Origin of the sequence: Brachybacterium sp. GU-2, from assembly GCF_030866705.2 — a bacterium.
Lineage (GTDB): Bacteria > Actinomycetota > Actinomycetes > Actinomycetales > Dermabacteraceae > Brachybacterium > Brachybacterium conglomeratum.
Genome location: NZ_CP133037.2, coordinates 2,300,651 through 2,325,868, shown reverse-complemented (window position 1 = coordinate 2,325,868; position 25,218 = coordinate 2,300,651). Strand labels below are relative to the sequence as shown.

Here is a 25,218-nt window from a genome sequence, read left to right as displayed (position 1 = left end):
GTGAGCTCGCGACAGTACAGGCATTGCTGTACTGTCGTGGCATGCTGGAGACCGTGACCCTCAGCCACACCGCGTCCCTCGCACGCCTCGGCCACGCCCTGTCCGACGACACCCGGGCGCGCGTGCTGCTGGCGCTTCGCGAGGCGCCGGCCCTCCCCTCCGAGCTCGCCGACGCCCTCGGCGTCTCCCGGCAGAAGCTCTCGAACCACCTCTCCTGCCTGCGCGGATGCGGGCTCGTGACGGCCGAGCGGGAGGGCCGCACCGCCCGCTACCGACTGAGCGAACCCCTGCTGGGCGAGGCTCTCGGCGACCTCATGCGCCTGACCCTCGTGGTCGATCCGGAGTGCTGCACCGGCGAGGAGTGCCGATGCCTCTGACGCCCGCCCTCGCCCCGGACCGCCGACGGATCCTCCAGCGCCGCATCCGCCTGATCGTCGCCGCGACGATCACCTACAACGTGATCGAGGCGGTCATCGCCCTGGCCGCGGGCCGTGCCGCGTCCTCCGCGGCGCTGATCGGCTTCGGCCTCGACTCGCTCGTCGAGGTGCTCTCCGCCGCGGCCGTCGCCTGGCAGTTCGCGGGCCCCGATCCGCACCGTCGTGAACGGGTGGCGCTGAAGGTCATCGCCCTCTCGTTCTTCGGCCTCGCCGCCGTCGTCACCGTCGATGCGCTGCGCTCGCTGCTGGGCGGGGAGGCGGCCGACCGCTCCCTGGTCGGCATCGCCCTGGCCGCGGTGAGCGTGGCGATCATGCCAGCGTTCTCCTGGTTCGAGCGACGCACGGGGCTCGAGCTCGGCTCGGCCAGCGCCGTGGCCGACTCGAAGCAGACACTGATCTGCTCCTATCTCTCCGGAGCCGTGCTGCTGGGCCTGCTGGCGAACAGCCTGTTGGGCTGGGCCTGGGCCGATTCGGTCGCCGCTCTTGTCATCGCCGCCTTCGCGGTGAGGGAGGGGCTCGAGGCGTGGCGCGGCGAGGCCTGCGCACAGCCCGTCTCCGCCCTCGTGGGCGACAGGGAGAGCGGGAGCGACTGCTGCTGACGTCGCGGGATCGCCCGAAGGCGTAGGCGCCGAGCGGCCCTCACCGCCCGGACATGGACTCCAGCTGCTCCTCCGCCGTCGTCCTGCGCGTCGCGGTGGCGGGGCTGAGCACCGCCGCGAGGAGCGCGACCGCGAGGGGGACGACGAGCGCGCCGCGCAGCCCGTTCTCCTCGCCGAGGAATCCGAGCGTCGGCGGGCCGACGAGGAAGGCGAGATAGCCGATCACCGAGGCGAGGGCGACGCGCGCGGCGGAGTCCGGGCCGGAGTCCCCGGCGGCGGAGAGCGCGAGGGGGAAGCCGAGGGAGGCGCCGAGCCCCCAGAGCACGACGGCGACGACGGCCACGGCCTGGCTGTCCACGTAGGCGATGAGCGCGAGGCCGGTCGCGGCGAACAGGGCGCTGACCAGGAGCACGCGGGAGCGGCCGACGCGCTCCACGATCGGCCCGCCGGAGAAGCGGCCGATCGTCATCGAGGCCGCGAACAGCGCGAACACGAGCGAGCCCATGGTCGCGCCGACGCCGTGCCCGTCGACCATGATCAGCGGCAGCCAGTCGTTGGCGGTGCCCTCGGCGAGCGCCATCGCGAGCACGACCCCACCGATGCACACCAGCCGCAGGTCCTTCCAGATCGCGGGCCGCGGCGTCGCCGCCTGCGCGGCGCGCTCGTCGGCGGTGACCTTCCCGGTCCCGACGGGGATCGCGCGCATGGCCCAGAGCAGCAGCCCCGCGCCGACGGCGGCGGTCGCCACCAGATGCGGCACCACCGGGAAGCCCGCACCGTTGGCGAGGATGCCGAGCACCGCCCCGATCACGGTGCCGAGGCTGAAGCAGCCGTGCAGGGAGGGGAGGAAGGAGCGCCCGCCGAGCCTCTCGACGTCGGCGCCCTCGACGTTCATGGCGACCTCGCCGCCGCCCATCCCGCCGCCGAACAGCGCGAGCCCGAAGGCGGTGAGGAGCGGCTGTCCCATCGAGGCGCCGAGCGCGATCGTGGGCAGCGCGACGACCACCAGCGTCGAGCCCGCGAGCACCACGGGCCGGGTGCCGAACCGCATCACGAGCGGTCCGGAGGAGAGGATCCCGAGCATCGACCCGATCGAGAGGCCGAAGAGCACCAACCCCATCTGCGCAGTGGAGGCATCCAGCAGGTCCCGCACCGCGGGGGTGCGGGTGACCCAGGCGGACATGCTCAGCCCCGGCAGCAGGAACAGGGCATACAGCGCGAAGCGGCGTCGGCGCAGGGAGAGCGGGGGCGAGGAGGTCACGCGGACGAGCGTACGCAGGGGGCGACCGCAGGTCAGGGGCTGTCCGTCGCATCACCCGTGGCGGACTGTCGGCCCCTGTGCCTACGCTCTCCCCGAGCGCCCGGCACCGCGCCGACGCCGACGACGAGGAGGACGTCCGCCATGCCCGCCGCACTGCACCCCTACCTCAACTTCGACGGCAACGCCCGCGAGGCGTTCGAGTTCTACGGCGAGGCCCTCGGGGCCACGCCCCAGTTCGCCACCTTCGGGGAGTTCCAGGCGGTCCCCGAGGGCGACCCCGCAGCCGACAAGATCATGCACGGTTCTCTCGAGGTCACCGACCTGATCCGCCTGTACGTCTCCGACGTCGTCGAGGGGATGGGCGAGTACACCCGCGGCACCAACGTCACCCTCTCCCTGATGGGCGATGACGAGGCGGTGCTGCGCAGCGCCTACGAGAAGCTGTCCGTGGGCGGCGAGATCACGATGCCGCTCGAGAATCAGATGTGGGGCGATGTCTACGGCGCCTTCACCGACCGCTTCGGCGTCGTGTGGCAGGTCAACATCTCCGGCAGCGAGGGCTGAGTGGTCTCCGACGACCTCCGCGGCCTGCTCGAGGCCGAACGCACCCGCACCCGCGAGCGGATCGAGGCGCTCCGGCGCGACTACGCCGCGATCCTCGACGGGATGGCGCTGACCTCGACCGACGATGAGCACGACCCCGAGGGGCAGACCACCGCCGTGGACCGCTCCCGCACCGAGGCCCTGCTGGCCGGTGCCGAGCAGCACCTCGTCGATCTCGACGCCGCCGAGCAGCGGCTCGAGGACGGCAGCTACGGCATCTGCGAGGTGTGCGGGCGGCCGATCCCGCGCGCCCGCCTCGAGGTCCGGCCGACGGCGAGGACCTGCGTAGACCACGCCGCCTGACCGTAGGCTTCCCGTCATGACCGCTGCGACCGCCTCCTCGCCCGACGGCACGATCGTCGTCGTCGGCTCCGTGAACGTCGACCTCCTCGCGCAGGTGCAGCGCCATCCCCGGCCCGGGGAGACGCTGCACGGCACGGGCGGGCAGATGCTGCCCGGCGGCAAGGGAGCGAACCAGGCCGTCGCCGCCGCGCGCCTCGGCGCACGGGTCGCGATGGTGGGTGCCGTCGGCTCCGACGTCCAGGCGGAGGCGGCGGTGTCCGCGCTGCGCGAGGCCGGCGTCGACCTCGGCCATGTCGCGGAGATCGAGGGGCCGACGGGACTGGCGATCGTGACGGTCGCGGAGGACGGCGAGAACTCGATCGTCGTCATCGCGGGAGCGAACGACGCCATGGACGCCGCCCGCGTCCGGGCCGCGGCCGAGGTCATCTCCGCAGCGCGCATCGTCGTGTGCCAGGGGGAGATCCCGCGGGACGGCATCGAGGCGCTGCCCGCGCTGGTCACGGGCCGGTTCCTCCACAACCCCGCCCCGGTGATGGAGCTGGATCCGGCGGTGCTGCGCGCCTCGGACCCGCTGGTCGTGAACCAGCACGAGGCCGGGCTCGTCCTCGCCCAGCTCGCCCCCGGCCAGGAGGCACCCGAGGATCCCGAGGCCGTCGTCGCCGCCCTGCGCGCGGCGGGGATCCCCTCGGCCGTCCTCACCCTCGGCGCGGACGGTTCGCTGGTCGCCGACCAGGCCGGCGTGCGCCGCATCCCGCCCGCCCCGGTCGAGGCCGTGGACACCACCGGCTCCGGCGACGCCTTCATCGGCGCGCTCGCCCTCGGACTCGCGCGCGGCGACGATCTCGCCACCGCCGCCCGCCTCGCCTCCCGCGTCGGCGCCTTCGCGGCGACCGGCGAGGGCGCCCAGCCGAGCTATCCCACCGCGGCCGACGCGCTTCCGCCGCTGCACGAGGCCTGAGGCGACGCCCTCACGGCGGACGCCACGGAGCCGGAGCGGACGCGGGAGTATCCTGCGGCGGGGCGTGAGCCCGCGAGGTCGCGCCCCTGCGCCGAGCGGACCCGCCCGGCGGACCCCACCACGAAGGATCGCCCCCATGACTACTCCCCGCGTCACCGTCCAGCAGGCCTGGGATGCCCTCGCCGAGGGGAACGAGAGGTTCATGGCCGGGGAGCTGCGCCACCCGCAGCAGAACGCGGCCCGTCGCTCCGAGCTGACCGGGGCGCAGGCGCCGAACGCGGCGTTCCTGGGCTGCTCCGACTCGCGCGTCGCAGCGGAGATCCTCTTCGACTGCGGCCTGGGCGACCTCTTCGTGGTGCGCAACATCGGCCAGATCGCGAACGAGAACACGGTCGCGACCATGGAGTTCGCGGTCGCGGAGCTCGGCGTCGCCGTCATCGTGGTGCTCGCCCACGGCTCCTGCGGCGCGGTGAAGGCCGCGATCGACCAGACCACCGCGAACCCCAGCGAGGTCACCCCCGCGATCCGCAAGGAGCTCGAGGAGATCCGCCCGGCCGTGCAGCAGGAGTGGTTCGCGACCCAGCAGGTCAGCCCCTACGTCGAGCCGACGCTGATCGATGTGGACGCCGTGGGCCGTCGCCACCTCGACGAGACGGTCAACGCCCTCATGCGCCAGTCCACCGTCATCTCCGACGCGGTCGCCGAGGGGCGGCTGGGGATCGTCGGCTGCCAGTACCAGCTCGAGGAGGGCCGGGTCTCCCCGATCTCCTGGGTCGGGCAGCTCGACATCGCCCGCTGACCGGCACCGCTTCTGACCGGCACCGCCAGCTGAGCAGAGCGTTCAGCCGCCGAGCTGCGCCTCGAGGTCGTCGGTGGTGACGTTCGCGCCGGAGGCCGGCTCGACGACGTCCGCGGCGAGCACCCGCAGGGCGGCATCGCCCTCGGGATGCGCCTCGATCCGCACGAAGGCCCGTCGCACCCCGGGCTGCTCGCGGTAGGTGCGGGAGACGGTCTCCAGCACCGTGAGCAGGGACTTCTCGACGCCGGCCCGGTCCTCCCCCTCCAGCACGAGCACCCCGCCGATGGTGGTGCCGGCGCTGGTGGAGTCCTGGAACTGCACGAGGCCATCCAGGTGCTCGGGCAGCGCCTCGACGGCGGTGCGCAGCGCGTCCTGCACGGCGCCGACGTCGCTGCGCCCGCCGAGTCCGCAGGCGGCGAGCAGGCTTCCCACGATCCCCACGAGCACTCCTCTGCGGCCGACGCCTCTCATCGGCCCATCATCCCCCACCGTCACCGCGCGCCGCCTCAGTTCTCACGGTGCACGCCAGAGCTGTAGTGCTGGACGTTGCCGGGATCTCCGGTGAGGAAGGGTGCGAGGCTCGGGTCCCGGTTGTACTGGGAGAGCGCCGAGTTCGGGTCCTGCAGCTGGGTCTGGACGGAGTTCTGGTACTCGGCGCCGCTGTGGTTGGTGCCGACGTCGAAGATGTTCGAGCCGGGGCTGTCGAGCGTCACCGTGGTGGTGCTGCCGGAGCCGATGTTCTGGTTCGCGAGCAGCTCGGAGGGGCTCGGGACCGGCAGCGGGATCGGGATGCCCTTGGGCCCCGGCACGATCGGCCCCATGTACGAGCCCTCGGCGTCGATGCGGGGCACGAGGTCCGACCCGTGCTGGATGTTCAGCTGGTTCACGGACGAGGGGACCGAGTAGTTGTCCACCGGCGAACCGTAGGTCATGACGTTCGTGACGTTGTACTGCGAGGCGAAGTCCTCGTTCGCGGCGAGACTCGAGGCGATCATGCCGCCCTGCGAATGGCCGCCCAGCATCAGCGGGGTGCCGGGCGGGATGTCGTTGTCCGCATAGAGCTGCGCAATCGCGTCGGCCGTCGCCTGGGAGCCGGCGGACCAGCCGCCGGAGCCCGCCTGCAGCGCATTGCCGGTGAGGTCCATCGGGTTGTCCCCGGCACGCAGCCCCCACTGCTCCGTGCCGGGGATGTTGACGATCACGCCGGTGGGCGGGTTGCCGACCACGCTCATCGAGACCTCGCCGGTCTCCTTGTCGCCGTAGGTCTGCTGGGTGTTCGCGATGATCTGGGAGAGGTCGCTCGGGGGCACCAGGCCGGACTCCTCGCCGGTGACCGGGACGGGCGCGTCCGCGTAGCCGGTGCCGTCGTCGCCCCAGTGGTGGTCCACCCCGGTCACGAGTTCGACCAGTCCGTTCGCCCCGCGGACCAGCCCCGTGGCCCCGTCGACCAGCACCTCGGTGAAGCGCGGCCACTCGAAGTCCCGCACGGCGTCGATCGCGGTGCTGACCAGGTCCTTCCCGTCCTGGACGCGATCGCCCAACCAGTCCAGGCCCTCGCCGACCCGGTCGCCGAGCCAGTCCGCGCCGTCGGAGATGCGGTTCCCGAGCCAGTCGAACCCGTCGCCGATCGCGTCGACGACGTCGCCGGCGTTGTCCCCCAGCCAGTCCATCATGTCGCCGAACCAGCCGCCGTCGCCGTCCTCGGAGGCCCGGTCCTGCTCCTCGACGTGCTGCTGCAGCTCGCGGGAGCGGTCCTCGAGCCCGGGCATCACGAGCGACTCGCCCTCGCGGCGGGTGCTCCCCCACTGCTCGCGGAAGGCGTCGGCGTCGGGGCCGACCCAGGCGACCGACCGGACGCTGCCGTCGAGGTCGCCGAGCAGTCCCTCGAGGCGCTGCGCCGCCCGGGCGAGCGCTTCGGACTGTCCGGTGACCTGCTCGGTGTCCATGCCCTGGAAGCTCATCAGGCGGCCCTCCCCGCGGCGTGAGCGGTGACATGGTCGATCGCGCCGATGACCTTCGCGCACAGCGCGTCGGCGAGGGAGCCGGGTGCGGCCTCGCGCACTTCGGCGCCGTCCTCGCCGGGGACCAGCAGGGCGAGCTGCTCGCCGTGCTGTCCGAGCGCGTACCAGGAGCCGCCGCCGACGGTGGTCTCCTCCGGGGTCGGGGAGGAGACGACGACCATCTGCACCTGCGCGGTCGACGGGGCGTCGGCGAGGTGCTCCGGGGCGGGGGCGGGCTCCGCGTCGGTGAAGGCGGGGCGCTGCGGGACCAGGGCCCGCACGAGCGCGCCGAGGTGCTCGATGGTCGCCAGGCCCAGCAGCACGGCGTTCGAGCGTCGGCCGAGCCGCATCGTCGTCTCGTCGGCGCTGACCTCGTGCTCCTGGTCGATGACCAGCACGAACCGTCCGGCGATCCGCAGCGTGGTGGTCCAGCCGCGGTCCCCGTCGACGCAGACGAGCTCGGCGCCGACCGGCGAGCGCAGCCCGCTGCGCAGCAGCTGCTCCCAGTGCTGGTCGAGGACGAGCGCATCCTCGTCGTCCGGGGAGTCGACGAGGAGCCCGGCGAGCTCGAGCTCGACGACCTGCTCCTCGGTGAGCTCAGGCGCGGGCTCCTCCCCGAGCGCGAGCGCACGCACCCGGTCGAAGGCCCCCTCGGTGATCCGCACCAGCCGCGAGGGCCCGGGCAGCGCGGTCACCCGCGGCCCCGCCCCTGGCGTCCTCGCCTGCTCCGACTCGTCCCGATTCCCCATGACCGTCCCCCTCGCCCGTCGTCACACCACTCCTCCGCGCACGTTAGGCGCGGCCGACGGGGGTGGGAATGGGGAGGACTCCCCATGGACAGGCGGCGGGCAGTCGTCGTCAGCCCTCCCGCAGCACCGCCCGACGCCACCCGCGTGCGGAGCTGATGACCGCGATCTCCTCCGCCCGTCGCAGATCCTCCACCGTCAGCTCCCGCTCCACGAGCTCCCCGCCCTCGAGCGCGAGGCGCCGCCCCACCCCCTCGAGGCAGCCGTCGACGAGCGGCGGGGTGCACCAGGTGCCGTCCAAGCGCAGGGCGAGGCTCGCGATGGTGGTCTCGACCAGCCGGCCGTGAGCCCCGCGGAGGATGACATCATCGGCCTCCGGGTGCCGTTCACGCGCCGCGTCGAGATGATCGCGCACTGTGGTCTTGTGGGCGCTGAGCCCGGCGGGGAAGACCGTCGGCACCGTGTCGAGCGCGAGCCGCACCGGCTCCGGCGCGGGAGTGAGCGGGCGGGGCTCGACGGAGAGGCTCCCGTCGCGCCGCAGCCGCAGCCGCACCAGCTGCTCGCCCTCGAGCGCGGCGACCTGCCCGAGCGCGGCCTGCAGCGCCTCCTCGTCGATCCCGATCCCGAAGCGCTCGGCCGAGCCGCGCAGTCGCTCGAGATGGGGCTCGAGGTGCTGCGCACGACCGTCCCTCACGGCGAAGGTCTCCAGCAGCGCGAAGGGCTCGCGCTGCCCCGTCGGCAGCACGGCGGCCTTGACCAGCAGCTCGTCGTACTCCCCGTCCGCCGTGGATCCCCAGGTCACGCCGCCGCCCGCTCCGTAGACGGCAGCACCGCCGGCCTCGTGGTCGATGACGACGGTGCGGATCGCGACGGAGAGGCTCGCCCGCGGGGGCTCCCCCTCGCGGCCCGGGGCGATGACGCCGATCGCGCCGCAGTACACGCCGCGCGGGGTGTGCTCGAGGCGGGTGATCAGCTCCATCGTGGAGAGCTTCGGGGCGCCGGTGATCGAGCCACAGGGGAACATCGCGCCGAGCACGCCCGCGAGCCCGGTGCCGGGCAGGGGCCGGGAGCGCAGGCGGGAGACGAGCTGGAACAGCGTCGGGTACTCCTCGACGCCGAGCAGCTCGGTGACCTCGACGCTGCCGGGCTCGCTGATCCGGGCCATGTCGTTGCGCAGCAGGTCCACGATCATGACGTTCTCGGCGCGGTCCTTCTCCCCCGTCGCGAGCGTCTCCCGCGCCGCCTGGTCCGTCGCGGGATCGCCGGTGCGCGGGGCGGTGCCCTTCATCGGCGCGGTGGTGATCTCGTTCCCGTCCCAGGTCAGGAAGGTCTCGGGGCTCGCCGAGACGACCGTGTGGCGGCCGATCTCGAGATAGGCGTGGTGGGCGCCGCGCTGACGGTGGGCGAGGTCGCCGTAGAGGCCGTAGGGGTCGCCGACGAGGCGCGAGCGGAGCCTGGTGGTGAGGTTCGTCTGGTAGGTGTCGCCCTCGGCGATCGCCGCCCGCACGGCCGCGATCGCCTCGGCGTGCTCCTCGCGGGTCCAGTCCGGCCGCCACGGCTCGAGCGCGTACCCGCCCGCGGGGGTGAGCGGGGCGGGGTCGGGGTCCGGGGCCTCCGCGATCCCCGCCCACACCAGCGGCAGTCCGTCCTGCCCGGCATGGACCTGTGCGTCGGGGTCGAGCCCGGCGACGGCCTCGTAGGCGATCATCACCACTGCCCACGCGCCGTCGGCGACGGCCTGCTCGATCTCGGCGAGCGCGAGCCGCACATCCCCCGGCCGCTCCGCCCGGATCTCCCGCGCGAAGCGGCCGAACTGCAGCGTCGTGCCCGCGACGAGGTCGTCGAGCCGGGCGCGCGGCGCGGGAGCGGAAGCGGAGGTCATCCCCGCATTCTGCCCGATCCGGGGCTCGTCGTCGTGGTGGTCCGAGGAGGCGGTGCCGATACGATCCGGTCATGGATCCCGCCACCCCCCGCACCGCCTTTGTCGACGCGACCGCCGGGATCGCCGGCGACATGCTGCTGGCCGCGCTCGTCGACGCCGGCGCGGACCTCGCGGGCGTCCAGCAGGTGCTCGACGCGCTGGTCCCGGACTCGGTGCGCTTCCTCCGCTCCGACGTGGACCGCGGCGGGCAGCGCGCGGTGAAGGTCGACGTGGAGGTGCTGGTCGACGACCCGCCGCATCGCACCTGGGCCTCGATCCGGGACCTGCTCGAGGAGGCGCGGGGCCGCGACGTCCCCGAGCGCACGATCGACCTGGCGCTGGCGGTCTTCGGCCGTCTCGCCGAGGCGGAGGGCGCGACCCACGGGGTCCCGGCCGACGAGGTCCACTTCCACGAGGTGGGGGCGCTGGACTCCCTGGCCGACGTGATCGGGGCCTGCGAGGCGTGGCGGCAGCTCGGCATCGAGGAGGCGACGGGCAGTGTGCTCGCCGTCGGCTCGGGTCGGATCCGCGCCGCGCACGGCGACATCCCCGTCCCGGTCCCCGCGGTCGCCCGCCTCGCCCTCGGCTGGCCGACGATCGCCGGCGAGATCCTCCCCCGCGCGGGCACGCGCACTCCCACAGCCACGACCACGCGCACGACCATCCCCATTCCCACGACCCGGTCCCCGTCCCCGACTCCGACGCAGCCCTGCCCGCCCACGCCCAGGGCGGTCCGCACGAGCACGGCGGCCGGCGCGTCCCCTCCGGTGTCGCCCCCGGCATCGGCGAGCTCGCGACCCCCACCGGCGTCGCCCTCCTGCGCGGCCTCGCCGCGACTGCCGGCCCCCAGCCGATGATCGCCACCGAAGCGCTCGGCGTCGGCGCCGGCACCAAGGACACCCCCGGCCGCCCGAACGTCGTCCGAGTCCTCGTCGGCCGCCCGTTCACCCCCGAGCCGCACGCCGCCGGGCGGCCTTCCACCGCGCTCCCGACGACCGCACCCCGGTCCACGGCGCCGCAGGTGACCGCGCCCTCCCCGGCCGATCCCGCGGCAGCGGACCCCGCCCCCGCCCCCAGCACCCTCGCCGCGAACGAGCTGGCTGCCGACGATCTCCCGCCCGACGCCCACGCCACCCCCACCTCCGCCCTCCAGCTCGAGGCGAACGTCGACGACCTCGACCCTCGTCTCTGGCCCCGCGTCCTTGAGGAGCTCCTGGACGCGGGCGCTCTGGACGCCTGGCTCGTCCCGATCTCGATGAAGCACGGCCGCCCTGCCGTCACGATCCACGCACTGATACGCGAGGGCTCCGAAGGCCCCGCCGCGGCCCTGCTCATGGACCGCACCGGCACCCTCGGCGTGCGGATGCACCGGGTCGACCGGGTCATCCGCACTCGCGAGTTCACCGAGGTCGAGGTGCGCGGCCAGCGCATCGCCGTGAAGATCGCCCGCGACCAGCACGGCACCGTCGTGCGCCGCGAACCCGAGTTCCGCGACGTCGCCGCCGCGGCCCGCGTGCTCGGCATCAGCGAGCGCACCATGCTCGACCTCGCCAAGGAAGCCGCCGCAGGTCTCGCGACCAGCTGACACGGCCCGTGCCGACGCTCTCCCGGCCCCCACGCGACGACAACGGCACCGGCGACCGCAGCGACCGGCGGGGCTGCTGCAGAAAAGCACGTACATCACGTACATCACGTACGCCGATTTCTTCGACAGCACCGCTGCTCGCTCCCGGCACACCGTTCTGCCGACGGTCATGACCAGCGGCCCTCGGGCCGCGCCCGGCCGATCGCCCGGCTCGACTTCCCCCGTTCCACAGCGGCACCCCGCCCCCCGCGAGATACTGGGAAGGGACCGACGCCGCTCCCGAGGAGGAGGACCTCATGCCTGCCCTGCCCGACGCGATCACCAAGGCCATGACCATGGCCCGCACCGCCGAGAACGGACGCCACGCGGAGGTCCTGGTGAGCGACGGCCCGTTGCGCCAGAGCGTCATCGCGCTGCGCCGCGGCGTGCGCCTGCCCGAGCACAACTCCCCGCCCGCCGCGTCGATCCAGGTGGTGCGCGGCAGCGTGCGCGTGACCGGTCAGGAGGAGGCGGAGCTGCGCGCCGGCGACCTCGATGCGCTCACCCACTTCCGCCACGCCGTCGAGGCGCTCGAGGACTGCGCCTTCCTGCTCACCACCGTCACCTCGCAGCCTAGCGGCGGCAGCCACGCCACCCGCACCGGCGAGATGCCGGTGATGAAGGACGAGGACCGCGCCTGACGGAGCGGCCTGACGGAGCAGCCTGACGGAGCAGGGCCCGACCGCGCCCGGCAACGCTCCTCGCCCACCATGCCGCGAGCTCCCCGCGCGACGGATCGCCGGGGAGCTCGCGACGCGTCAGAGCGTCAGCCCACCTCGCCGCCGCCCTGCCCGCCGCTCAGCTTCGCCAGCCGCAGCCAGGTGTCCACCACCGTGTCCGGGTTCAGGGACATCGAGGCGATGCCCTGCTCGAGCAGCCATTCGGCGAGATCCGGATGGTCCGACGGGCCCTGCCCGCAGATGCCGACGTACTTCCCCGCCGCCCGGCACGCCTCGATCGCACGGCCCAGCATGAACTTCACCGCCGGGTCCCGCTCGTCGAAGGCGTCGGCGACCAGCGCCGAGTCGCGGTCGAGGCCCAGCGTCAGCTGCGTCATGTCGTTCGAGCCGATCGAGAAGCCGTCGAAGTGCTCGAGGAACAGCTCCGGCACCGCGGCGTTCGAGGGGATCTCGCACATCATGATCACCTCGAGCCCGTTCTCCCCGCGCACCAGCCCGTGGCTCGCGAGCAGGTCGATCACGCCCTTGCCCTCGGCGGGGGTGCGCACGAAGGGGATCATGAGCTTCACGTTGGTCAGCCCCATGTCCTCGCGCACGTACCGCAGCGCCTCGCACTCCATCGCGAAGCAGTCGGCGAAGTCCTCCGAGAGGTACCGCGAGGCGCCGCGGTAGCCGATCATCGGGTTCTCCTCCTCCGGCTCGAACAGCGTGCCGGCCAGGAGGTTCGCGTACTCGTTGGACTTGAAGTCGCTCATCCGCACGATCACCGGCTCCGGATGGAAGGCCGCGGCGATGGTCGCCACGCCCTCGGCGACGCGCTGGACGAAGAACTCGCGCGGCCCTGCGTAGGCGCCGATCCGTTCCTTGACCTGCGCGGCGATCTCCGGCTCGTCCTTCTCCAGCCGGTCCAGCTCGAGCAGGGCACGCGGGTGGATGCCGATCTGGCGGTTCACGATGAACTCCAGCCGCGCCAGACCCACGCCCGCGTTCGGCAGGCGGGAGAAGGAGAACGCCTGCTCGGGGTTGCCGACGTTCATCATGATCTTCGTGGGCAGCGCCGGCATCGAGTCGACCTCGGAGGAGGAGACCGAGTAGTCGAGGATCCCCTCGTACACGTAGCCGGTGTCGCCCTCGGCGGCGGAGACGGTCACCTCGTCCCCGTCGGCCAGGTCGCGGGAGGCGGTGCCGGTGCCGACCACGGCCGGGATCCCCAGCTCGCGGGCGATGATCGCGGCGTGGCAGGTGCGCCCGCCGCGGTCGGTGACGATGGCGCTGGCGCGCTTCATGATCGGCTCCCAGTCGGGGTCGGTCATGTCGGCGACGAGCACCTCGCCGGGCTGGAACTCGTGCATGCGGTCGATCGTGTCGAGCACCCGGACGGGGCCGGCGCCGATCCGGGCGCCGATCGCGCGACCCTCGACCCGGACGGGGCCGCGGGAGGCCAGGAGGTACTTCTCCACGGTGTTCCCGGCGCGGGACTGCACGGTCTCGGGGCGGGCCTGGAGGATGTACAGCTTCCCGTCGGCCCCGTCGAGGCCCCACTCGATGTCCATCGCTCGCCCGTAGTGCTCCTCGATGACCAGCGCCTGGGTCGCGAGCTCGGTGACCTGCTCGTCGGTCAGGGACAGCCGCACCCGCTCGGCGGGATCCACCTCGACGAAGGCGGTGGTGCGGCCGACGGCCGTGTCGGTCGTGTAGATCATCTTGGTGGCCTTCTCGCCCACCTGCCGCTTGAGGATCGCGGGCCGGCCCTCGCGCAGCCCGGGCTTGTGGACGTAGAACTCGTCGGGGTTGACCGCGCCCTGGACCACGCCCTCGCCGAGCCCGAAGGCGGAGGTGATGAACACGGCCTGGTCGAAGCCGGACTCGGTGTCGACGGTGAACATGACGCCGGAGGAGCCGATGTCGGAGCGGACCATCTTCTGCACGCCGGCGCTGAGCGCGACCGCGGCGTGCTCGAAGTCGTGGTGGACGCGGTAGGCGATCGCCCGGTCGTTGTAGAGCGAGGCGAACACCTCCCGGATCGCGAGCAGCACGTCGTCGATGCCGCGCACGTTCAGGAAGGTCTCCTGCTGCCCGGCGAAGGACGCGTCCGGCAGGTCCTCGGCGGTCGCGGAGGAGCGCACCGCGAAGGACGCCTCCTCGCCGCTGCCGGCGGCGAGCGTCGAGTACGCCTCGCGGATCCCCTCCTCGAGGGCGGAGGGGAAGGGCTGCTCGATGACCAGCGCCCGGATCTCGCGGCCCGCCTCGGCGAGCGCCATCGTGTCGTCGGTGTCCAGGCCCTGCAGCCGCTGATCGATCCGCTCCGCCAGGCCCGTCGCGCCGAGGAACTCCCGATAGGCGTCGGCGGTGGTCGCGAAGCCGTCGGGCACCGCGACGCCGAGGGCGGAGAGGTTCGAGACCATCTCGCCCAGGGAGGCGTTCTTGCCTCCGACCTGCTCGAGATCGGCCATGCCGAGCTCGGAGAACCATCGGATGCTCTGCGTCATTGCTGCTCCTTCGGGGTGGGGACGCTCACCGGGCGGTGGTGCCGCGGCGAGCCAGGGACTGGAGGATCAGGGTGGACATCTCCTCGACCGATTTGCTGGAGGAGTCGACGAAGTCGATGCCGTGCGTGTCGTACACGCGGCGGGCCCTCGACAGCTCCCAGCGGGTCTGCTCGAGGGAGGCGTAGCGGGAGGAGGCGCGGCGCTCGGAGCGCACGGCGGTCAGCCGCTCCGGCGAGGTCAGCAGGCCGAAGCAGCGGTCCGCGACGGCGGAGATCGAGCCGGGCAGCACCTCGCCGGCGAGGTCCTCGTCCACCAGCGGGTAGTTCGCCACGAAGATCCCGTGCATCAGCGCGAGGTACATCGAGGTGGGGGTCTTGCCGCAGCGGGACGGCGCGATGAGGACGACATCCGCCTTCTCGATCGCGCGCACGGACTGCCCGTCGTCGTGCTCGATGGCGAACTCGACCGCCTGCATGCGGCGGTTGTAGCGGCGGGAGTCGCCGACACCGTGGAGCCGGGCGGGGGCGTGATCGCCGGTGACGCCGAGCTGCGCCTCGAGCTGGGCGAGATGGCCGCTGACGAAGTCGATCACGGGTGCGCGGGTGCGCAGCAGCTCCTGGCGCACCGACTCGTCGACGACGGTGAGGAACACCAGCGGCGCGATCTCGCTGTCCGCCGCCGCATCGAGGTCCTCGCGCACCTCCCGAGCCTCCTCGACGGTCCGGAGGAAGGGGATCAGCCGACGTTCGAAGGGGACCGACGGGAACTGCAGCAGCAGCGCGTTGCCCATGGTCTCGGCGCTGATGCCGGTGGAGTCGGAGATGAAGAAGACGGGGACCGCATCGGCCGCAGGACGCTCCGCGGCGGGGCGCTGGCGGGGGCTCGCGGACGTCTGCCGGCCAGCGGCCGGCAGCGGCGGGGGAATCGGAAGCGATGCGTTCATTCGGCGCCCCTTGCGATGGGCCCGGCCGGGGCCGGGGACACGTCGGTGTGCTGGGGCCACCGTAGCCGCGAGCGCCGTCGCCGCGTGCGCCCGACCACGAAGGTGGCGCGGCTCACCTCCTCGCTGCGCGAGATCGCCGAGGTGCGCGTTCACCCGAGCGTGATCGTGCACGAGCAGTCGAGGTGGTCAGGCCTTCTCGAGCACCCCCACCAGGAAGCCGTCCGCGGCGGGGCGGAGGTCCCAGGTGGAGAAGCGCTGGGCGAGCACGAGCCCGGCCGCGGCGGCGTCGGCCGTGAAGTCCTCGATCGCGTAGCCGCGGTCGAGCCCGAACCCGACCACCAGGCGACCCTCCGGCGCAAGTTGCGCGGCCAGCGCCGTGAGCGCCGGCCGGCGCTCCGCCCCCGCGAGGAAGGTCAGCACGTTCCCCGCACACACCTCGAGATCGAACTGCTCGCGCTCCCCATGCCCATCGACCAGGTCCAGCTCCGCGAGGTTCCCCACCTCCCACCGGCCCCGGGGCTGCTCGGACCGTGCCACTTCGATCAGATCCGCATCCAGATCCACACCGACGACCTCATGCCCGGCCCGCGCCAGGCGCCCGCCGACCCGCCCCGTGCCGCACCCGGCATCGAGGATCCGCGAGCCGCGCGGCACCATGGCGTCGATCAGCCGCGCCTCGCCGTCCAGGTCCTGACCGGCCGCGGCGAGGCGCTTCCAGCGTGCGGCGTAGCCGGCCGCATGCTCAGGATCGCGCCGCACCGCGGCCGTCCACAGGTTCTCGTCAGGGCCGATGCCGGGGGTCGTCATGACCCCATTGTCGGGCCCGTCCTCAGGCGTACGCGCGCGAGTCGTCTCGGATCTGGCCCACGAGCTCCTCGAGCATGTCCTCGAGGGTGACCACGCCGATCACCTCGCCGCCGGGACCGGTCGCCGCACCGAGGTGCGCGCCGGAGCCCTGCATCTCGGCGAGCGCGTCGCGCAGCGGCTGGTCGCCGCCGATCCGGGGCAGCGCCCGGATCCGCTCCGCGGGGATCGGCTCGTCGCGCGTGGCCTGGACGGCGTCGAGCAGGTCCTTGATGTGGACGTAGCCGGTCAGGCGCCCGTCGGCCGCCTTCACGGGGAAGCGGGAGTAGCCCTCGACGGCCGCGGCCTCCGCCTGGGCGGCGGTGGCGCCCTCGGGCAGGGTCGAGACCTTCTCGAGCGGGATGACCAGGTTCGCGACCGAGCGGGCCTCGAAGCGCAGGGCGCCCAGCAGCAGCGCCTCGTCGTTGTCCTCGAGCAGTCCGCCCTCGCGGGACTCGCTCACCATCGCCGCGACCTCGTTGCGGGTGAAGGCGCTGGTGACCTCGTCCTTCGGCTCGATGCCCATCATCCGCAGCACGAGGTTGCCGATGGAGTTCAGCAGCCACAGCAGCGGCCGCAGCACGGTGACGATGCCCATCAGCACCGGCGCCAGGATCAGCGCCATCCGCTCGGGGCCGGCGAGCGCGATGTTCTTGGGCACCATCTCGCCGAAGACGACGTGGAGATAGGTGACCAGGGACAGCGCGATCACGAAGCTGATCGGGTGGGTGAGCGCGCCCGGCACGCCGATCGCCTCGAAGGGGCCCTCGAGCAGGTGCGCGATCGCGGGCTCGCTGATCGCGCCGAGCGCGAGGGAGCAGACGGTGATGCCCATCTGGGCGCCCGCCATCATGAGGGAGACCTGCTCCATCGCGGAGATCGTGACCTTCGCGGCCCAGTTCCCCTCGAGCGCCTTCGGCTCGATGACGGAGCGCCTCGCGGAGATCAGCGCGAACTCCGCGCCGACGAAGAAGGCGTTCAGGAGCAGCAGGACCAGGGTGGCCAGCAGGCCGACGTAGTCGCTCATCGGGCCACCTCCTCGTCCTCGGCCCGCACATCCGTCTCGTCGGGCACCGCCTCAACGATCACGTGCACGGTCTCGATCCGCATCCCGTCGATCTCGACGACGACGATCCGCAGGCGCGCCGGCTCCTCGCCGGGCGCCGGGTCGGTGTCCACGACGATCTCGTCGCCGACCTCGGCCAGGCGGCCGAGCTCCATCGTGACCAGGCCGCCGAGGGTGTCGTAGTCCTCGTGCTCGGGCACGGTGACGCCGAGCCGCTCGGTCGCCTCGTCGGGACGCATGCGCGCGTCGAGGTCCCAGGAGCCGTCGGGCTCGGGGGTGTCGTCCATCTCCTCGTCGTGCTCGTCGCGGACCTCGCCGACGATCTCCTCGACGAGGTCCTCGAGGGTGATGAGGCCGGCGTGGTCGCCGAACTCGTCGACGACGACGGCCATCTGCAGGCCGCCGGCGCGGAGGGTGTCCATCAGGTCGTCCAGCGGCACCGTGTCCGGCACGAACGTCGCCGGTCCCATCACGGCGTCGACCCTCGTGGTGGGCCGCTCATCGAAGGGGACGGCGAGGCCGTGGCGGATGTGCGCGACGCCCGCGATCTCGTTCTCCTCGTCCTGCACGGGGAAGCGGGAGTGCCCGGTCTCGCGGGCGAGCTCCAGCAGGTCGGCGACCGTCTGGTCGACCTCCAGGGAGTCGACCCTGCCGCGGGGCACCATCGCGTCGTGCGCGCGACGGTCGCCGAAGGCGAGAGTGCGCTGCACCAGCGAGGCGGTCTCCTCGGCGAGGGCGCCCTCGTCGGCAGAGCGCTTGACCAGGACGGACAGCTCGTCGGCGCTGCGGGCGGAGCTCAGCTCCTCCTGCGGCTCGACGCCGAGCGCCCGCACCACCGCGTTCGCGTTGCCGTTGAACAGGCGGATCGGGAGGGCGAAGATCGTGCTGAACAGGCGTTGGAAGCCGACGACCAGCTTCGCGGTGCGCAGCGGCTGTGCGATCGCCATGTTCTTGGGGACCAGCTCGCCGAAGATCATGGTCATGCCGGTGGCGAGGACCAGGGCGAGGGCGACCGACGCGGAGCGGGCCGCGACCTCGCTGAGCCCGGCGTCCACGAGCGGCGGGCCGACGAGGGCCGCGATCGCGGGCTCGGCGAGGAAGCCGATGCCGAGGTTGGTGACCGTGATCCCCAGCTGCGCTCCGGAGAGCTGCGTGGAGAGGGTCTTCATTCCCCGCAGGACACCGCCGGCGCGCTTGTCGCCGCTCTCGGCGGCGGCCTCCACGTCATTGCGGTTGACCGTGATCAGGGAGAACTCCGCGGCGACGAAGGCGCCGCAGGCCAGCACGAGCAGGAGCCCGATCGCCAGCGAGACGAGGGGACCGATCAGATCCATGGACGGATCCCCCCGTGGGAAGTGAATGAGTGCAGGCCCGAAGGCCTGGGACTGTCACTGGGGGCGTCGCTGGCGGCGCTCATGATCTCCTGGTGCTCCTGGGGAACCCCGCCGTCTCTCGGCGGGGAATGCAGGAATGCTACAGCCCGCCCCCTGGACGGCGGGAGGGAATGCGGGCGAGCGCTCAGCGACCGTCAACGTCGGCGGTCCGACGCTGCAGGAAGGCGGCGACGGCCCGCAGCTCGATCTCGTCGACCGCGTGCCCGAGCTGCGGGCGGCGCTCCTCCTCGAGCGTGGTGTGCGCGCTCATGAACTCGCGGACCGCCTGCTCCCGCTCGGGGTCGTAGAGGGGGTCCATCCCGCCGTGGCCCCACAGCGCGGGCGGACGCACCTCGGCGAGCGCGGCATCGCCCTCCATCGCGGCGGGGAACGGGAAGCCTGAGAGGTTCACGACGAACCGGAGCGCATGCGGATCGCGGCGCAGGAGCTGGAGGGCGACCGCACCGCCCTGGGAGAAACCGATCGCCCCGACGACGGGGCGCTCCTGCGCGGCGATCCACTCCTCGACGGCCGCGGCCGAGGACTCGATCGCCTCGGGCCGATCCGGGTCCAGGGGCATGTCGAACCAGGCATAGCCCTGCACGTACCGGAAGATCCCGCGCACGGAGACGTACTCGAAGACGGGCGGGAGGAAGGGCACGAGGCTCGCGAGGTCGCGCTCGTCGCTGCCGAGCCCGTGCATCAGCAGCACGATCGGGGCGTCCTGCGCGCCGCCGCGCACCACGGCGCTCTGGTCGAGGTGCGGGGAGATCAGCTCCACGGAGCCGTACTGGGGCGAGGTCGTCATGGCACGAGGCTATCGACTCGCAGGCGTCGGGGCAGGGAAGAACCCCCAGGTCGCGCGGTGCGCTGGTCGGAAGGACGAGGTCCGACCCCTGGGGGTCCCGGCAGCTCGGTGGTATTCGCTGCGCGTCCGGATGAACGGTCGCCTCAGCGGCGAGCCACCTCACATGTCCGATAAGAAATCACTTCTCGGATCACCTCCTTCCCTGTGTGCTCACAACGTAGACCCGTCGACACCCGCGAGCAACGGATTAAACGGGGACGGCGTCGCCGCAGGTCAGGGCAGGGGCGGTTCCTGCTCGGGGAGGATCTCGTCCAGCCCGCCGTCCTCGCGGGCGAGCTGGTCTAGCTGCTCGTCGTCGACGTCGGCCTCCATGCGGTCCTCGTCGCGGTTGCCCTGCTCGGCGGCGGCGGACTCGTCGGCTCCGCGCGCGACGTCCTCGTCGAAGCCGTATCCATCAGCGTTGCGGGAGTCGCGCCCCTCGGAGACGACGCGGTCCGTCTCCAGGGCGTCGTCGATGCTCGTCTCGTCGGGCTCGGCGGCAGTCGGATCGAAGCTCTCGGTCATGGGCTTCCTCCTAGGCGGTGAGCGCGTCGATGATCGCGGCGTTGAAGGCGTCGAGATCATCGGGGGTGCGCGAGGTAATCAGGCGATAGCCACCCGCCTCGTCGACGACGACCTCCTGATCGGTCCAGTTCGCGCCGGCGTTGACCAGGTCGGCGCGGATCGTGGGAACCGACGTGAGGTCGCGACCCTCGGCGAGGCCGGCGTCCACGAGCAGCCAGGGGGCGTGGCAGATCGCGGCGACGGGCTTGGCGTCCGCGGCGAAGGCCCGCGTGACCTGCTGGACGGTCTCGTCGGCGCGCAGCTGGTCGCCGTTGAGGGTGCCACCGGGGAGGACGAGGGCGTCGAAGTCGGAGGCCTTCACCTGGTCGTAGGTGGTATCCACCGGGACCTCGGGGCCGGGGTCCCGATCACCGGCGAGCGTCTTCACGACGCCGGGCTCCGTCGCCGCGACCGTCACGGTCGCTCCCGCTTCCCGCAGCGCGGCGATCGGCTTCGTCAGCTCGTCGGACTCGGTGCCGAAGTTGGTGGTCATCACGAGGATGCGTCGATCGTTCAGGGCAGCCATGGGGGCTCTCCTTCCATCGGGAACACCGTCGACGCTAGCACCGCCGGGCAGTCGTCGCCCTCCCGCTCGACCGACCGTTCGGGGGCGCCCCTCAGGTGCCGCAGAAGGTCAGGAAGGCATCGCCCCCGTCGCCCGGCCCCTCGAGATCCTCGAGCCCCTCCCGCCGTTCGAAGGGCGAGCCCACGGCGTCGAGCATCCTCAGCACCGGTGCCGTGTCCCCCAGGTGCGCGGCCCGCAGCGCCGCCTCGAGATGGACGTTGCGCGGGACGTACAGCGGGTTCGCGCGGCACATCGCCGCACGGGCCTCGTCGGCCGATTCCCCGTCGCTCCGCAGCGCTTCCCAGCGCCGCGACCAGTCCTCGAACGGCGCCGGCTCCGCGAACAGCCCCGCGGCCGTGCCCCCGCCGAGCTCCCGGAAGAACCCCGTGTGGTCCACCCGCTGCTCCTCGAGCAGGGTGAACAGCGCCTCCCCGAGCTCCCGCACCTCGCCCCACTCCCCGCGGACGCCGAGCTTCGCCGCGAGCCCGTCGGCGTACGCGTCGAGATACCTGCTCTCGAACCCCTCGAGCACCGTCGTCGCCCTGGCCACCGCGGCATTCGGCTCCTCATCGATCACCGGCAGCAGCGCCTCGGCGAAGCGGGAGAGGTTCCACAGCGCGATGCCGGGCTGGTTGCCGTAGGCGTAGCGGCCGCCGCGGTCGATCGAGCTGAACACGGCACCGCGGCGGTGCACGTCCAGCACGGCGCAGGGCCCGTAGTCGATGCCCTCGCCGGACAACGCCACGTTGTCGGTGTTCATCACCCCGTGCACGAAGCCGAGCAGCATCCACTGCGCCACCAGCTCCGCCTGCGCCTCGGACACGGCCTGCAGCAGTCCCAGCGGCCCGTCAGCCGACGGGTGGTGCCGGGTGATCGCGTGGTCGACGAGCCGCCCCGTCACCTCGGGCCCCAGGTGCCAGGAGGCGTACTCGACGGTCCCCACCCGCAGGTGGCTCGCGGCGACCCGCACCAGCAGCGCCCCGGGCTCGTCGGTGACGCCCTGGCGCGGCGCGATCCGCTCCCCGGTGGTGAGCACGGCGAGGGCGCGCGTGGTGGGGACGCCGCAGGCGTGCAGCCAGCGTCCGATCACGGCTTCGCGCAGCATCGGCCCGAGCGGCGCCTTCCCGTCCCCGCCCCGCGCGAAGGGCGTCCTGCCCGCCCCCTTCAGATGCAGGTCCCGGATCCTGCCCCGGGCGTCGACGATCTCCCCCAGCAGCACCGCTCGGCCGTCGCCGAGCTGAGGGTTCGCGGTGCCGAACTGGTGGCCGGCGTAGGCCTGCGCGACGGTGCCCTCGATCTGCCCGGTCAGCAGCGCCATCCCGTCCTCGCCCCGCAGCCAGTCGGGGTCCAGGCCCAGCTCGCGCGCCAGCTCCTCGTCGAGCCAGACGAGCTCGGGGCGCGGTGGGACGTCGGCCCGCCACGGCGTCGAGAGCTCGGGCAGCGCGGCGGCGTAGTTCTGATGGATCTCGGGCACGGCTCACCTCTTCCGCCCCAGGCTACGCCGCGACCCCCCGGCACGCTCGCCGGGAACGGCCTGGGCCAGCTCGAGATGCTCGAGGAGCAGCTGGGCGAGGTGGCGGAGTCCGACGCGCTCACCGGGGCGGTCGTGCTCTTCCACCACCCGACCGCCGATCCGCTGCCGAGCGAGTCGAGCCAGCTGTCCGACCAGCGGGAGGCGCGGGCGATCGAGGAGCAGCTCGCCGAGTTCCGGCGCACGACGGGCAAGTCCGTCGCACTGGTGAACGCCCATGCGGGCGTGTTCCACGTCGCCGCGGTCGAGGGCGTGACCACGCTGGTGAACGGCAACTCGGGCAAGTCCCCGGCGGGCACGCCGGCGACGGGTGGCTTCACGGGCTGGACGATGCTGGGCATCGATCCGACCTCGGGCGTCGTCGGCCGGAATCCCGCCACGCCGGATCGGGTCGACTGGCTCGCGGCGGAGACCCGCCCGTGGGTCGACTCCCTCGCGATCGAGGGCCGGGACCAGCTGGCGGCGGGCGAGGTCGGGGAGGTCTCGGCGACGCTCACGCAGGACGGCCGGGAGGTGCCGGTCGCGTGGCCGGTCACCGCCCAGTGGGGCGGCACCGGGGTGCATATCGCGACCGGCGGAGCGGGCGACGAGCAGCCGGACCGGCGTGACGTCGTCCGGGTCGATCCGCGCACCGGCGAGATGACCGGGCTGCGCCGCGGCGCCGCGACCGTGACGGTCACGGTGAACGGCGAGACGGCACGGCTGACGGTGAAGGTCGCCGGCGAGGGCCGGTGAGCTAGAACGGCGGGTCGCCGAGCGCGGCGATCGCGTCGGGGTCCGGCGGCCGGAGCCTGCTGCGCAGGTGGGGGTGGGCGATGGCCATCGCCTCGCGACGCTGCTCGTCGACCCGTTCTCGTCGTGGCCTGGCCCGCTCGGCGGCGGCGTGGCGCTCCGCCTCGGCGTGGAGTCGCTGGTGGATCCGCCAGGCGGCTTCGAGTGCCTCGGCGGTGACCGGGGTGACGAGGTCGGTGTGTTCGACGGTGCGGGCACGGATCCCGCCGTCGATCTCCCAGTCGGTGGCGACCGGTCCGGGTGAGCCGCCGAGCTCGCGGCTGGAGTCGGGAATTCGGGTGGGGTCGAGGAGCCCGGCGGTCTTGAGCTGGTGGTGGCGCCAGCAGAGCCGGTGCAGGTTCGCGAGCGAGGTATGCCCGCCCTCGTCGGGATGGTCGTGGTCGTACTCGAGGATGTGGTCGTCCTCTGCGGCGAGCCGGGTGGGCCTCCCGCATCCGGGCACGGCGCAGACGGGGTGGCGCATCCGCAGCTGGAGCCTCATCTGTGCGGTCGGCGCATAGGACTCGGCGACCGCGTCGCAGGGGGCGCCGGTGATCGGGTCGGTGAGGATCCTCAGCCAGGTCGGCGCACCGGCTGCGAGGTCCCGGGCGAGCTCGGCCGGGATCGGGGTGAGCCCGTCGAGCATCGCGGGGGTCTCCTCCAGTCCCAGCAGCGTCGTGACCGGCACGGTGACGAGGATCTTGTAGGGGCTGCGGGTCTCCTGGACCGGGTCGATGTCCAGCACGGAGTGGGTGAGGATCGCGTAGCGCAGTGTCGCGAGGGAGAGGGCGCGGCCACGCTCGGCGAGGTCGCCGTCGATGTCGAAGGGCAGCGGCCCCTCCTCGCCGTCGCGCAGGGCGGCGCGCTGCGCCTTCTGGACGGTGCGCGCGGCGACGTCGAGCCGGTGCGCGAGGCCCTGGATCTCGGGGATCGGGCCGGTGACGTAGAGCGAGGCGGTGCCGGCCTTTGTGTCGACGTCGAGCAGCTCGACGGAGCGGGATGCCCGCGGCGGCTCGGGCACGGTGCCCGCGGTCGCGAGTCGCACGGCGAGGCGGACCTGTGCCTCGAAGGTGGCCTTCGAGACCGCGGGGATCTCCACCCCGGCGAGGTGGCGGTCCACGGCCTCCTTCTGCGCATCGTCCAGCCGCCGCACCTGGCGCAGCAGGTAGCGGTGGAACTCCTCGGGCATGTCGCCGCGCGCGAGGTGGACGAAGGTCGCCGGCATGAGGTCCACGGAGGTGCGGGCGTCCAGCACCATCGACCAGGCGCGGACGGCGGAGGTGCGCAGGCCCACGGCGACCTTCACACCGGTCATGTCCGCGTTCTCGGGGATGCCGCCGGTCTCGGGATCCTCGCGGAAGAACACCGCCAGCTGTCGCAGTTGGTGGGCGTAGAGGCGGGCCCTGGTCTGCATCGTGCGGTGCAGGGCGAGCACCCGCGACGCCTCGATCGTGCCGGGCTCCACCTCGGCGAGCAGCTGCTCCTGATCCAACGGCCGACGGGCTCGCACTCTCCAGCGCGGGGCGGTGGGCTCCGTCGCGTCGTCGGTCACGGCGGGTGTCTCGGCTGTGGCGATGCTGCCCTGGGAGGCTTCGTCGGCGGTCGCCGCATCTGCAGCGCTGCCGGCGCCCGTTCCCGTGCCGCAGTCGGACTCGGACTCGAACGGGGCCTCCGGCCCCTCGTCGAACTCACCCATCACGCCCTCCTCCCCCGATCCGTGGACGGGACGGCCTCGGTGCCGTCCGCTGCCGAGACAGAGAATCTCGTTCAAGACTCCCAACGCCTCATACAATACCGTCGAAACGGACATTTCAGAAGGACTCAGGCGCAATGGGGATGAATTTGTGGATAACTCACGTGCGGGGAGGAGAGGTCGCGGCCGGCGCGTCATGCGACGGTCACTCGACGGCGGGAGCAGGGCGCCGCGGAAGTGGGAGCGGAGGCAGGGGCAGGGATGGGAGCAGGGTGCTCCGAGGCTGGAGCGTGGGCGCGAGCAGGGGTGCTGCGGGGACGGGAACACGTGCCCGACGTGAACGGGTCCCGAACGGTGACGGCACCGGAGAGGACGTGCGCGGGACAGGGCCATCCTCGAGAACACCGAAATCGTCGCCATCCCCGCTCGTCGTGAATTGTCAAGAGCACCCTCAAGAATGTGGAAAAGCGCGACTGGGGAGGAGCCGTCGGAATTGAATCTCGCGGCGACGGCGACGTCGTGCGGAGCTCATCGGCGCGCGCGGCGGGCGCCCGCACGCACCAGCCGCGCCGGCGACCGCGCGCCCGGCACCGAGTAGGGTC

General features: G+C 72.8%; 25 protein-coding genes. 10 read left to right on the top strand and 15 right to left on the bottom strand.

What is annotated here, in order from left to right:
- The first annotated feature begins 41 nt into the window (after positions 1-41).
- Both RBL05_RS10595 and RBL05_RS10590 read left to right on the top strand, forming a co-directional pair.
- On the top strand, positions 42-377 hold the full coding sequence (locus RBL05_RS10595; protein ID WP_308739522.1) for an ArsR/SmtB family transcription factor: 336 nt from the start codon (positions 42-44) through the stop codon (positions 375-377).
- The gene (locus RBL05_RS10590) at positions 368-1,036 is read left to right on the top strand and encodes a cation transporter (RefSeq protein ID WP_308739523.1); all 669 of its coding nucleotides are present in this window, start codon (positions 368-370) and stop codon (positions 1,034-1,036) included. The genes RBL05_RS10595 and RBL05_RS10590 overlap by 10 nt, the downstream gene beginning before the upstream one ends.
- A gap of 40 nt (positions 1,037-1,076) precedes the next feature.
- On the opposite strand, the gene RBL05_RS10585 is transcribed toward RBL05_RS10590, so the two are convergent.
- Positions 1,077-2,297: an MFS transporter gene (locus RBL05_RS10585; protein WP_308739524.1), complete on the bottom strand. Its 1,221-nt coding sequence runs from the start codon at positions 2,295-2,297 to the stop codon at positions 1,077-1,079.
- A 141-nt stretch (positions 2,298-2,438) separates the two neighbouring features.
- Here RBL05_RS10585 and RBL05_RS10580 point away from each other — a divergent pair, with 141 nt between their 5' ends.
- The 4 genes from RBL05_RS10580 to RBL05_RS10565 all read left to right on the top strand — a co-directional run bounded on the left by RBL05_RS10580 (position 2,439) and on the right by RBL05_RS10565 (position 4,960).
- Positions 2,439-2,861 carry a VOC family protein gene (locus tag RBL05_RS10580; RefSeq protein WP_308739525.1) on the top strand — a complete coding sequence of 141 codons (423 nt, stop codon included), beginning with the start codon at positions 2,439-2,441 and terminating at the stop codon, positions 2,859-2,861.
- Positions 2,862-3,203 (top strand): TraR/DksA family transcriptional regulator, encoded by a 342-nt coding sequence (locus tag RBL05_RS10575; protein WP_308739526.1) that lies wholly within the window; start codon positions 2,862-2,864, stop codon positions 3,201-3,203.
- Positions 3,204-3,219: 16 nt separating this feature from the next.
- On the top strand, positions 3,220-4,161 hold the full coding sequence (locus tag RBL05_RS10570) for a ribokinase (RefSeq protein WP_308739527.1): 942 nt from the start codon (positions 3,220-3,222) through the stop codon (positions 4,159-4,161).
- 136 nt (positions 4,162-4,297) lie between these two features.
- Positions 4,298-4,960: a carbonic anhydrase gene (locus tag RBL05_RS10565; protein WP_308739528.1), complete on the top strand. Its 663-nt coding sequence runs from the start codon at positions 4,298-4,300 to the stop codon at positions 4,958-4,960.
- A gap of 42 nt (positions 4,961-5,002) precedes the next feature.
- Here the strand turns inward: RBL05_RS10565 and RBL05_RS10560 are convergent, their stop codons facing one another.
- From RBL05_RS10560 to RBL05_RS10545, 4 genes are all read right to left on the bottom strand, one after another.
- Entirely contained in the window at positions 5,003-5,401 is a 399-nt protein-coding gene (locus RBL05_RS10560) for a hypothetical protein (RefSeq protein WP_308739529.1), read from the bottom strand.
- A 65-nt stretch (positions 5,402-5,466) separates the two neighbouring features.
- Positions 5,467-6,921 (bottom strand): hypothetical protein, encoded by a 1,455-nt coding sequence (locus RBL05_RS10555; protein ID WP_318603638.1) that lies wholly within the window; start codon positions 6,919-6,921, stop codon positions 5,467-5,469.
- On the bottom strand, positions 6,921-7,709 hold the full coding sequence (locus RBL05_RS10550) for a hypothetical protein (RefSeq protein WP_308739531.1): 789 nt from the start codon (positions 7,707-7,709) through the stop codon (positions 6,921-6,923). The genes RBL05_RS10555 and RBL05_RS10550 overlap by 1 nt, the downstream gene beginning before the upstream one ends.
- A gap of 109 nt (positions 7,710-7,818) precedes the next feature.
- The gene (locus RBL05_RS10545; RefSeq protein WP_308739532.1) at positions 7,819-9,588 is read right to left on the bottom strand and encodes a bifunctional chorismate-binding protein/class IV aminotransferase; all 1,770 of its coding nucleotides are present in this window, start codon (positions 9,586-9,588) and stop codon (positions 7,819-7,821) included.
- 71 nt (positions 9,589-9,659) lie between these two features.
- On the opposite strand from RBL05_RS10545, the gene RBL05_RS10540 reads away from it, so the two are divergent.
- The 3 genes from RBL05_RS10540 (at position 9,660) to RBL05_RS10530 (ending at position 11,892) form a co-directional block, all read left to right on the top strand.
- Positions 9,660-10,484 carry a LarC family nickel insertion protein gene (locus RBL05_RS10540; protein ID WP_318603637.1) on the top strand — a complete coding sequence of 275 codons (825 nt, stop codon included), beginning with the start codon at positions 9,660-9,662 and terminating at the stop codon, positions 10,482-10,484.
- Positions 10,409-11,212: a nickel insertion protein gene (gene larC / locus RBL05_RS10535; protein ID WP_318604316.1), complete on the top strand. Its 804-nt coding sequence runs from the start codon at positions 10,409-10,411 to the stop codon at positions 11,210-11,212. The genes RBL05_RS10540 and larC overlap by 76 nt, the downstream gene beginning before the upstream one ends.
- A 296-nt stretch (positions 11,213-11,508) precedes the next feature.
- Positions 11,509-11,892, top strand: a complete 384-nt coding sequence (locus RBL05_RS10530) for a hypothetical protein (RefSeq protein ID WP_062946962.1) — start codon at positions 11,509-11,511, stop codon at positions 11,890-11,892.
- A 125-nt stretch (positions 11,893-12,017) separates the two neighbouring features.
- On the opposite strand, the gene ppsA is transcribed toward RBL05_RS10530, so the two are convergent.
- From ppsA to RBL05_RS10485, 9 genes are all read right to left on the bottom strand, one after another.
- Complete coding sequence (ppsA, locus tag RBL05_RS10525) at positions 12,018-14,420, bottom strand: phosphoenolpyruvate synthase (protein WP_318603636.1); 2,403 nt, start codon at positions 14,418-14,420, stop codon at positions 12,018-12,020.
- 25 nt (positions 14,421-14,445) lie between these two features.
- Positions 14,446-15,363: a pyruvate, water dikinase regulatory protein gene (locus tag RBL05_RS10520; protein ID WP_308739535.1), complete on the bottom strand. Its 918-nt coding sequence runs from the start codon at positions 15,361-15,363 to the stop codon at positions 14,446-14,448.
- Positions 15,364-15,549: 186 nt separating this feature from the next.
- Positions 15,550-16,170, bottom strand: coding sequence for a class I SAM-dependent methyltransferase (locus tag RBL05_RS10515; protein ID WP_308739536.1), 621 nt, complete (start codon positions 16,168-16,170; stop codon positions 15,550-15,552).
- Between the two features lie 22 nt (positions 16,171-16,192).
- A complete protein-coding gene (locus RBL05_RS10510; protein ID WP_259882050.1) occupies positions 16,193-17,233 on the bottom strand; it encodes a hemolysin family protein in 1,041 nt (346 codons plus the stop codon).
- Entirely contained in the window at positions 17,230-18,606 is a 1,377-nt protein-coding gene (locus RBL05_RS10505; protein WP_318603635.1) for a hemolysin family protein, read from the bottom strand. Before RBL05_RS10505 ends, RBL05_RS10510 begins: the two co-directional genes overlap by 4 nt.
- A gap of 184 nt (positions 18,607-18,790) precedes the next feature.
- Entirely contained in the window at positions 18,791-19,453 is a 663-nt protein-coding gene (locus RBL05_RS10500; RefSeq protein WP_318603634.1) for an esterase, read from the bottom strand.
- 273 nt (positions 19,454-19,726) lie between these two features.
- Entirely contained in the window at positions 19,727-20,017 is a 291-nt protein-coding gene (locus RBL05_RS10495; protein ID WP_308739538.1) for a hypothetical protein, read from the bottom strand.
- Between the two features lie 10 nt (positions 20,018-20,027).
- Positions 20,028-20,582: a type 1 glutamine amidotransferase domain-containing protein gene (locus tag RBL05_RS10490; protein ID WP_308739539.1), complete on the bottom strand. Its 555-nt coding sequence runs from the start codon at positions 20,580-20,582 to the stop codon at positions 20,028-20,030.
- Between the two features lie 91 nt (positions 20,583-20,673).
- Positions 20,674-22,095 carry a protein adenylyltransferase SelO gene (locus RBL05_RS10485; RefSeq protein ID WP_308739540.1) on the bottom strand — a complete coding sequence of 474 codons (1,422 nt, stop codon included), beginning with the start codon at positions 22,093-22,095 and terminating at the stop codon, positions 20,674-20,676.
- Here RBL05_RS10485 and RBL05_RS10480 point away from each other — a divergent pair.
- On the top strand, positions 22,081-22,887 hold the full coding sequence (locus RBL05_RS10480; protein ID WP_308739541.1) for a hypothetical protein: 807 nt from the start codon (positions 22,081-22,083) through the stop codon (positions 22,885-22,887). The genes RBL05_RS10485 and RBL05_RS10480 overlap by 15 nt on opposite strands.
- A gap of 1 nt (position 22,888) precedes the next feature.
- Here the strand turns inward: RBL05_RS10480 and RBL05_RS10475 are convergent, their stop codons facing one another.
- The gene (locus tag RBL05_RS10475; protein ID WP_308739542.1) at positions 22,889-24,619 is read right to left on the bottom strand and encodes an HNH endonuclease signature motif containing protein; all 1,731 of its coding nucleotides are present in this window, start codon (positions 24,617-24,619) and stop codon (positions 22,889-22,891) included.
- Positions 24,620-25,218 lie beyond the last annotated feature (599 nt).

Bases quoted from the DNA above. Each gene is read 5' to 3' on its own strand.
- RBL05_RS10595 (WP_308739522.1), top strand. From the start codon at position 42: ATGCTGGAGACCGTGACCCTCAGCCACACCGCGTCCCTCGCACGCCTC.
- RBL05_RS10590 (WP_308739523.1), top strand. From the start codon at position 368: ATGCCTCTGACGCCCGCCCTCGCCCCGGACCGCCGACGGATCCTCCAG.
- RBL05_RS10580 (WP_308739525.1), top strand. From the start codon at position 2,439: ATGCCCGCCGCACTGCACCCCTACCTCAACTTCGACGGCAACGCCCGC.
- RBL05_RS10570 (WP_308739527.1), top strand. From the start codon at position 3,220: ATGACCGCTGCGACCGCCTCCTCGCCCGACGGCACGATCGTCGTCGTC.
- RBL05_RS10565 (WP_308739528.1), top strand. From the start codon at position 4,298: ATGACTACTCCCCGCGTCACCGTCCAGCAGGCCTGGGATGCCCTCGCC.
- RBL05_RS10555 (WP_318603638.1), bottom strand. From the start codon at position 6,921: ATGAGCTTCCAGGGCATGGACACCGAGCAGGTCACCGGACAGTCCGAA.
- RBL05_RS10550 (WP_308739531.1), bottom strand. From the start codon at position 7,709: ATGGGGAATCGGGACGAGTCGGAGCAGGCGAGGACGCCAGGGGCGGGG.
- RBL05_RS10545 (WP_308739532.1), bottom strand. From the start codon at position 9,588: ATGACCTCCGCTTCCGCTCCCGCGCCGCGCGCCCGGCTCGACGACCTC.
- RBL05_RS10540 (WP_318603637.1), top strand. From the start codon at position 9,660: ATGGATCCCGCCACCCCCCGCACCGCCTTTGTCGACGCGACCGCCGGG.
- RBL05_RS10530 (WP_062946962.1), top strand. From the start codon at position 11,509: ATGCCTGCCCTGCCCGACGCGATCACCAAGGCCATGACCATGGCCCGC.
- ppsA (WP_318603636.1), bottom strand. From the start codon at position 14,420: ATGACGCAGAGCATCCGATGGTTCTCCGAGCTCGGCATGGCCGATCTC.
- RBL05_RS10520 (WP_308739535.1), bottom strand. From the start codon at position 15,363: ATGAACGCATCGCTTCCGATTCCCCCGCCGCTGCCGGCCGCTGGCCGG.
- RBL05_RS10515 (WP_308739536.1), bottom strand. From the start codon at position 16,170: ATGACGACCCCCGGCATCGGCCCTGACGAGAACCTGTGGACGGCCGCG.
- RBL05_RS10510 (WP_259882050.1), bottom strand. From the start codon at position 17,233: ATGAGCGACTACGTCGGCCTGCTGGCCACCCTGGTCCTGCTGCTCCTG.
- RBL05_RS10505 (WP_318603635.1), bottom strand. From the start codon at position 18,606: ATGGATCTGATCGGTCCCCTCGTCTCGCTGGCGATCGGGCTCCTGCTC.
- RBL05_RS10500 (WP_318603634.1), bottom strand. From the start codon at position 19,453: ATGACGACCTCGCCCCAGTACGGCTCCGTGGAGCTGATCTCCCCGCAC.
- RBL05_RS10495 (WP_308739538.1), bottom strand. From the start codon at position 20,017: ATGACCGAGAGCTTCGATCCGACTGCCGCCGAGCCCGACGAGACGAGC.
- RBL05_RS10490 (WP_308739539.1), bottom strand. From the start codon at position 20,582: ATGGCTGCCCTGAACGATCGACGCATCCTCGTGATGACCACCAACTTC.
- RBL05_RS10480 (WP_308739541.1), top strand. From the start codon at position 22,081: ATGGATCTCGGGCACGGCTCACCTCTTCCGCCCCAGGCTACGCCGCGA.
- RBL05_RS10475 (WP_308739542.1), bottom strand. From the start codon at position 24,619: ATGGGTGAGTTCGACGAGGGGCCGGAGGCCCCGTTCGAGTCCGAGTCC.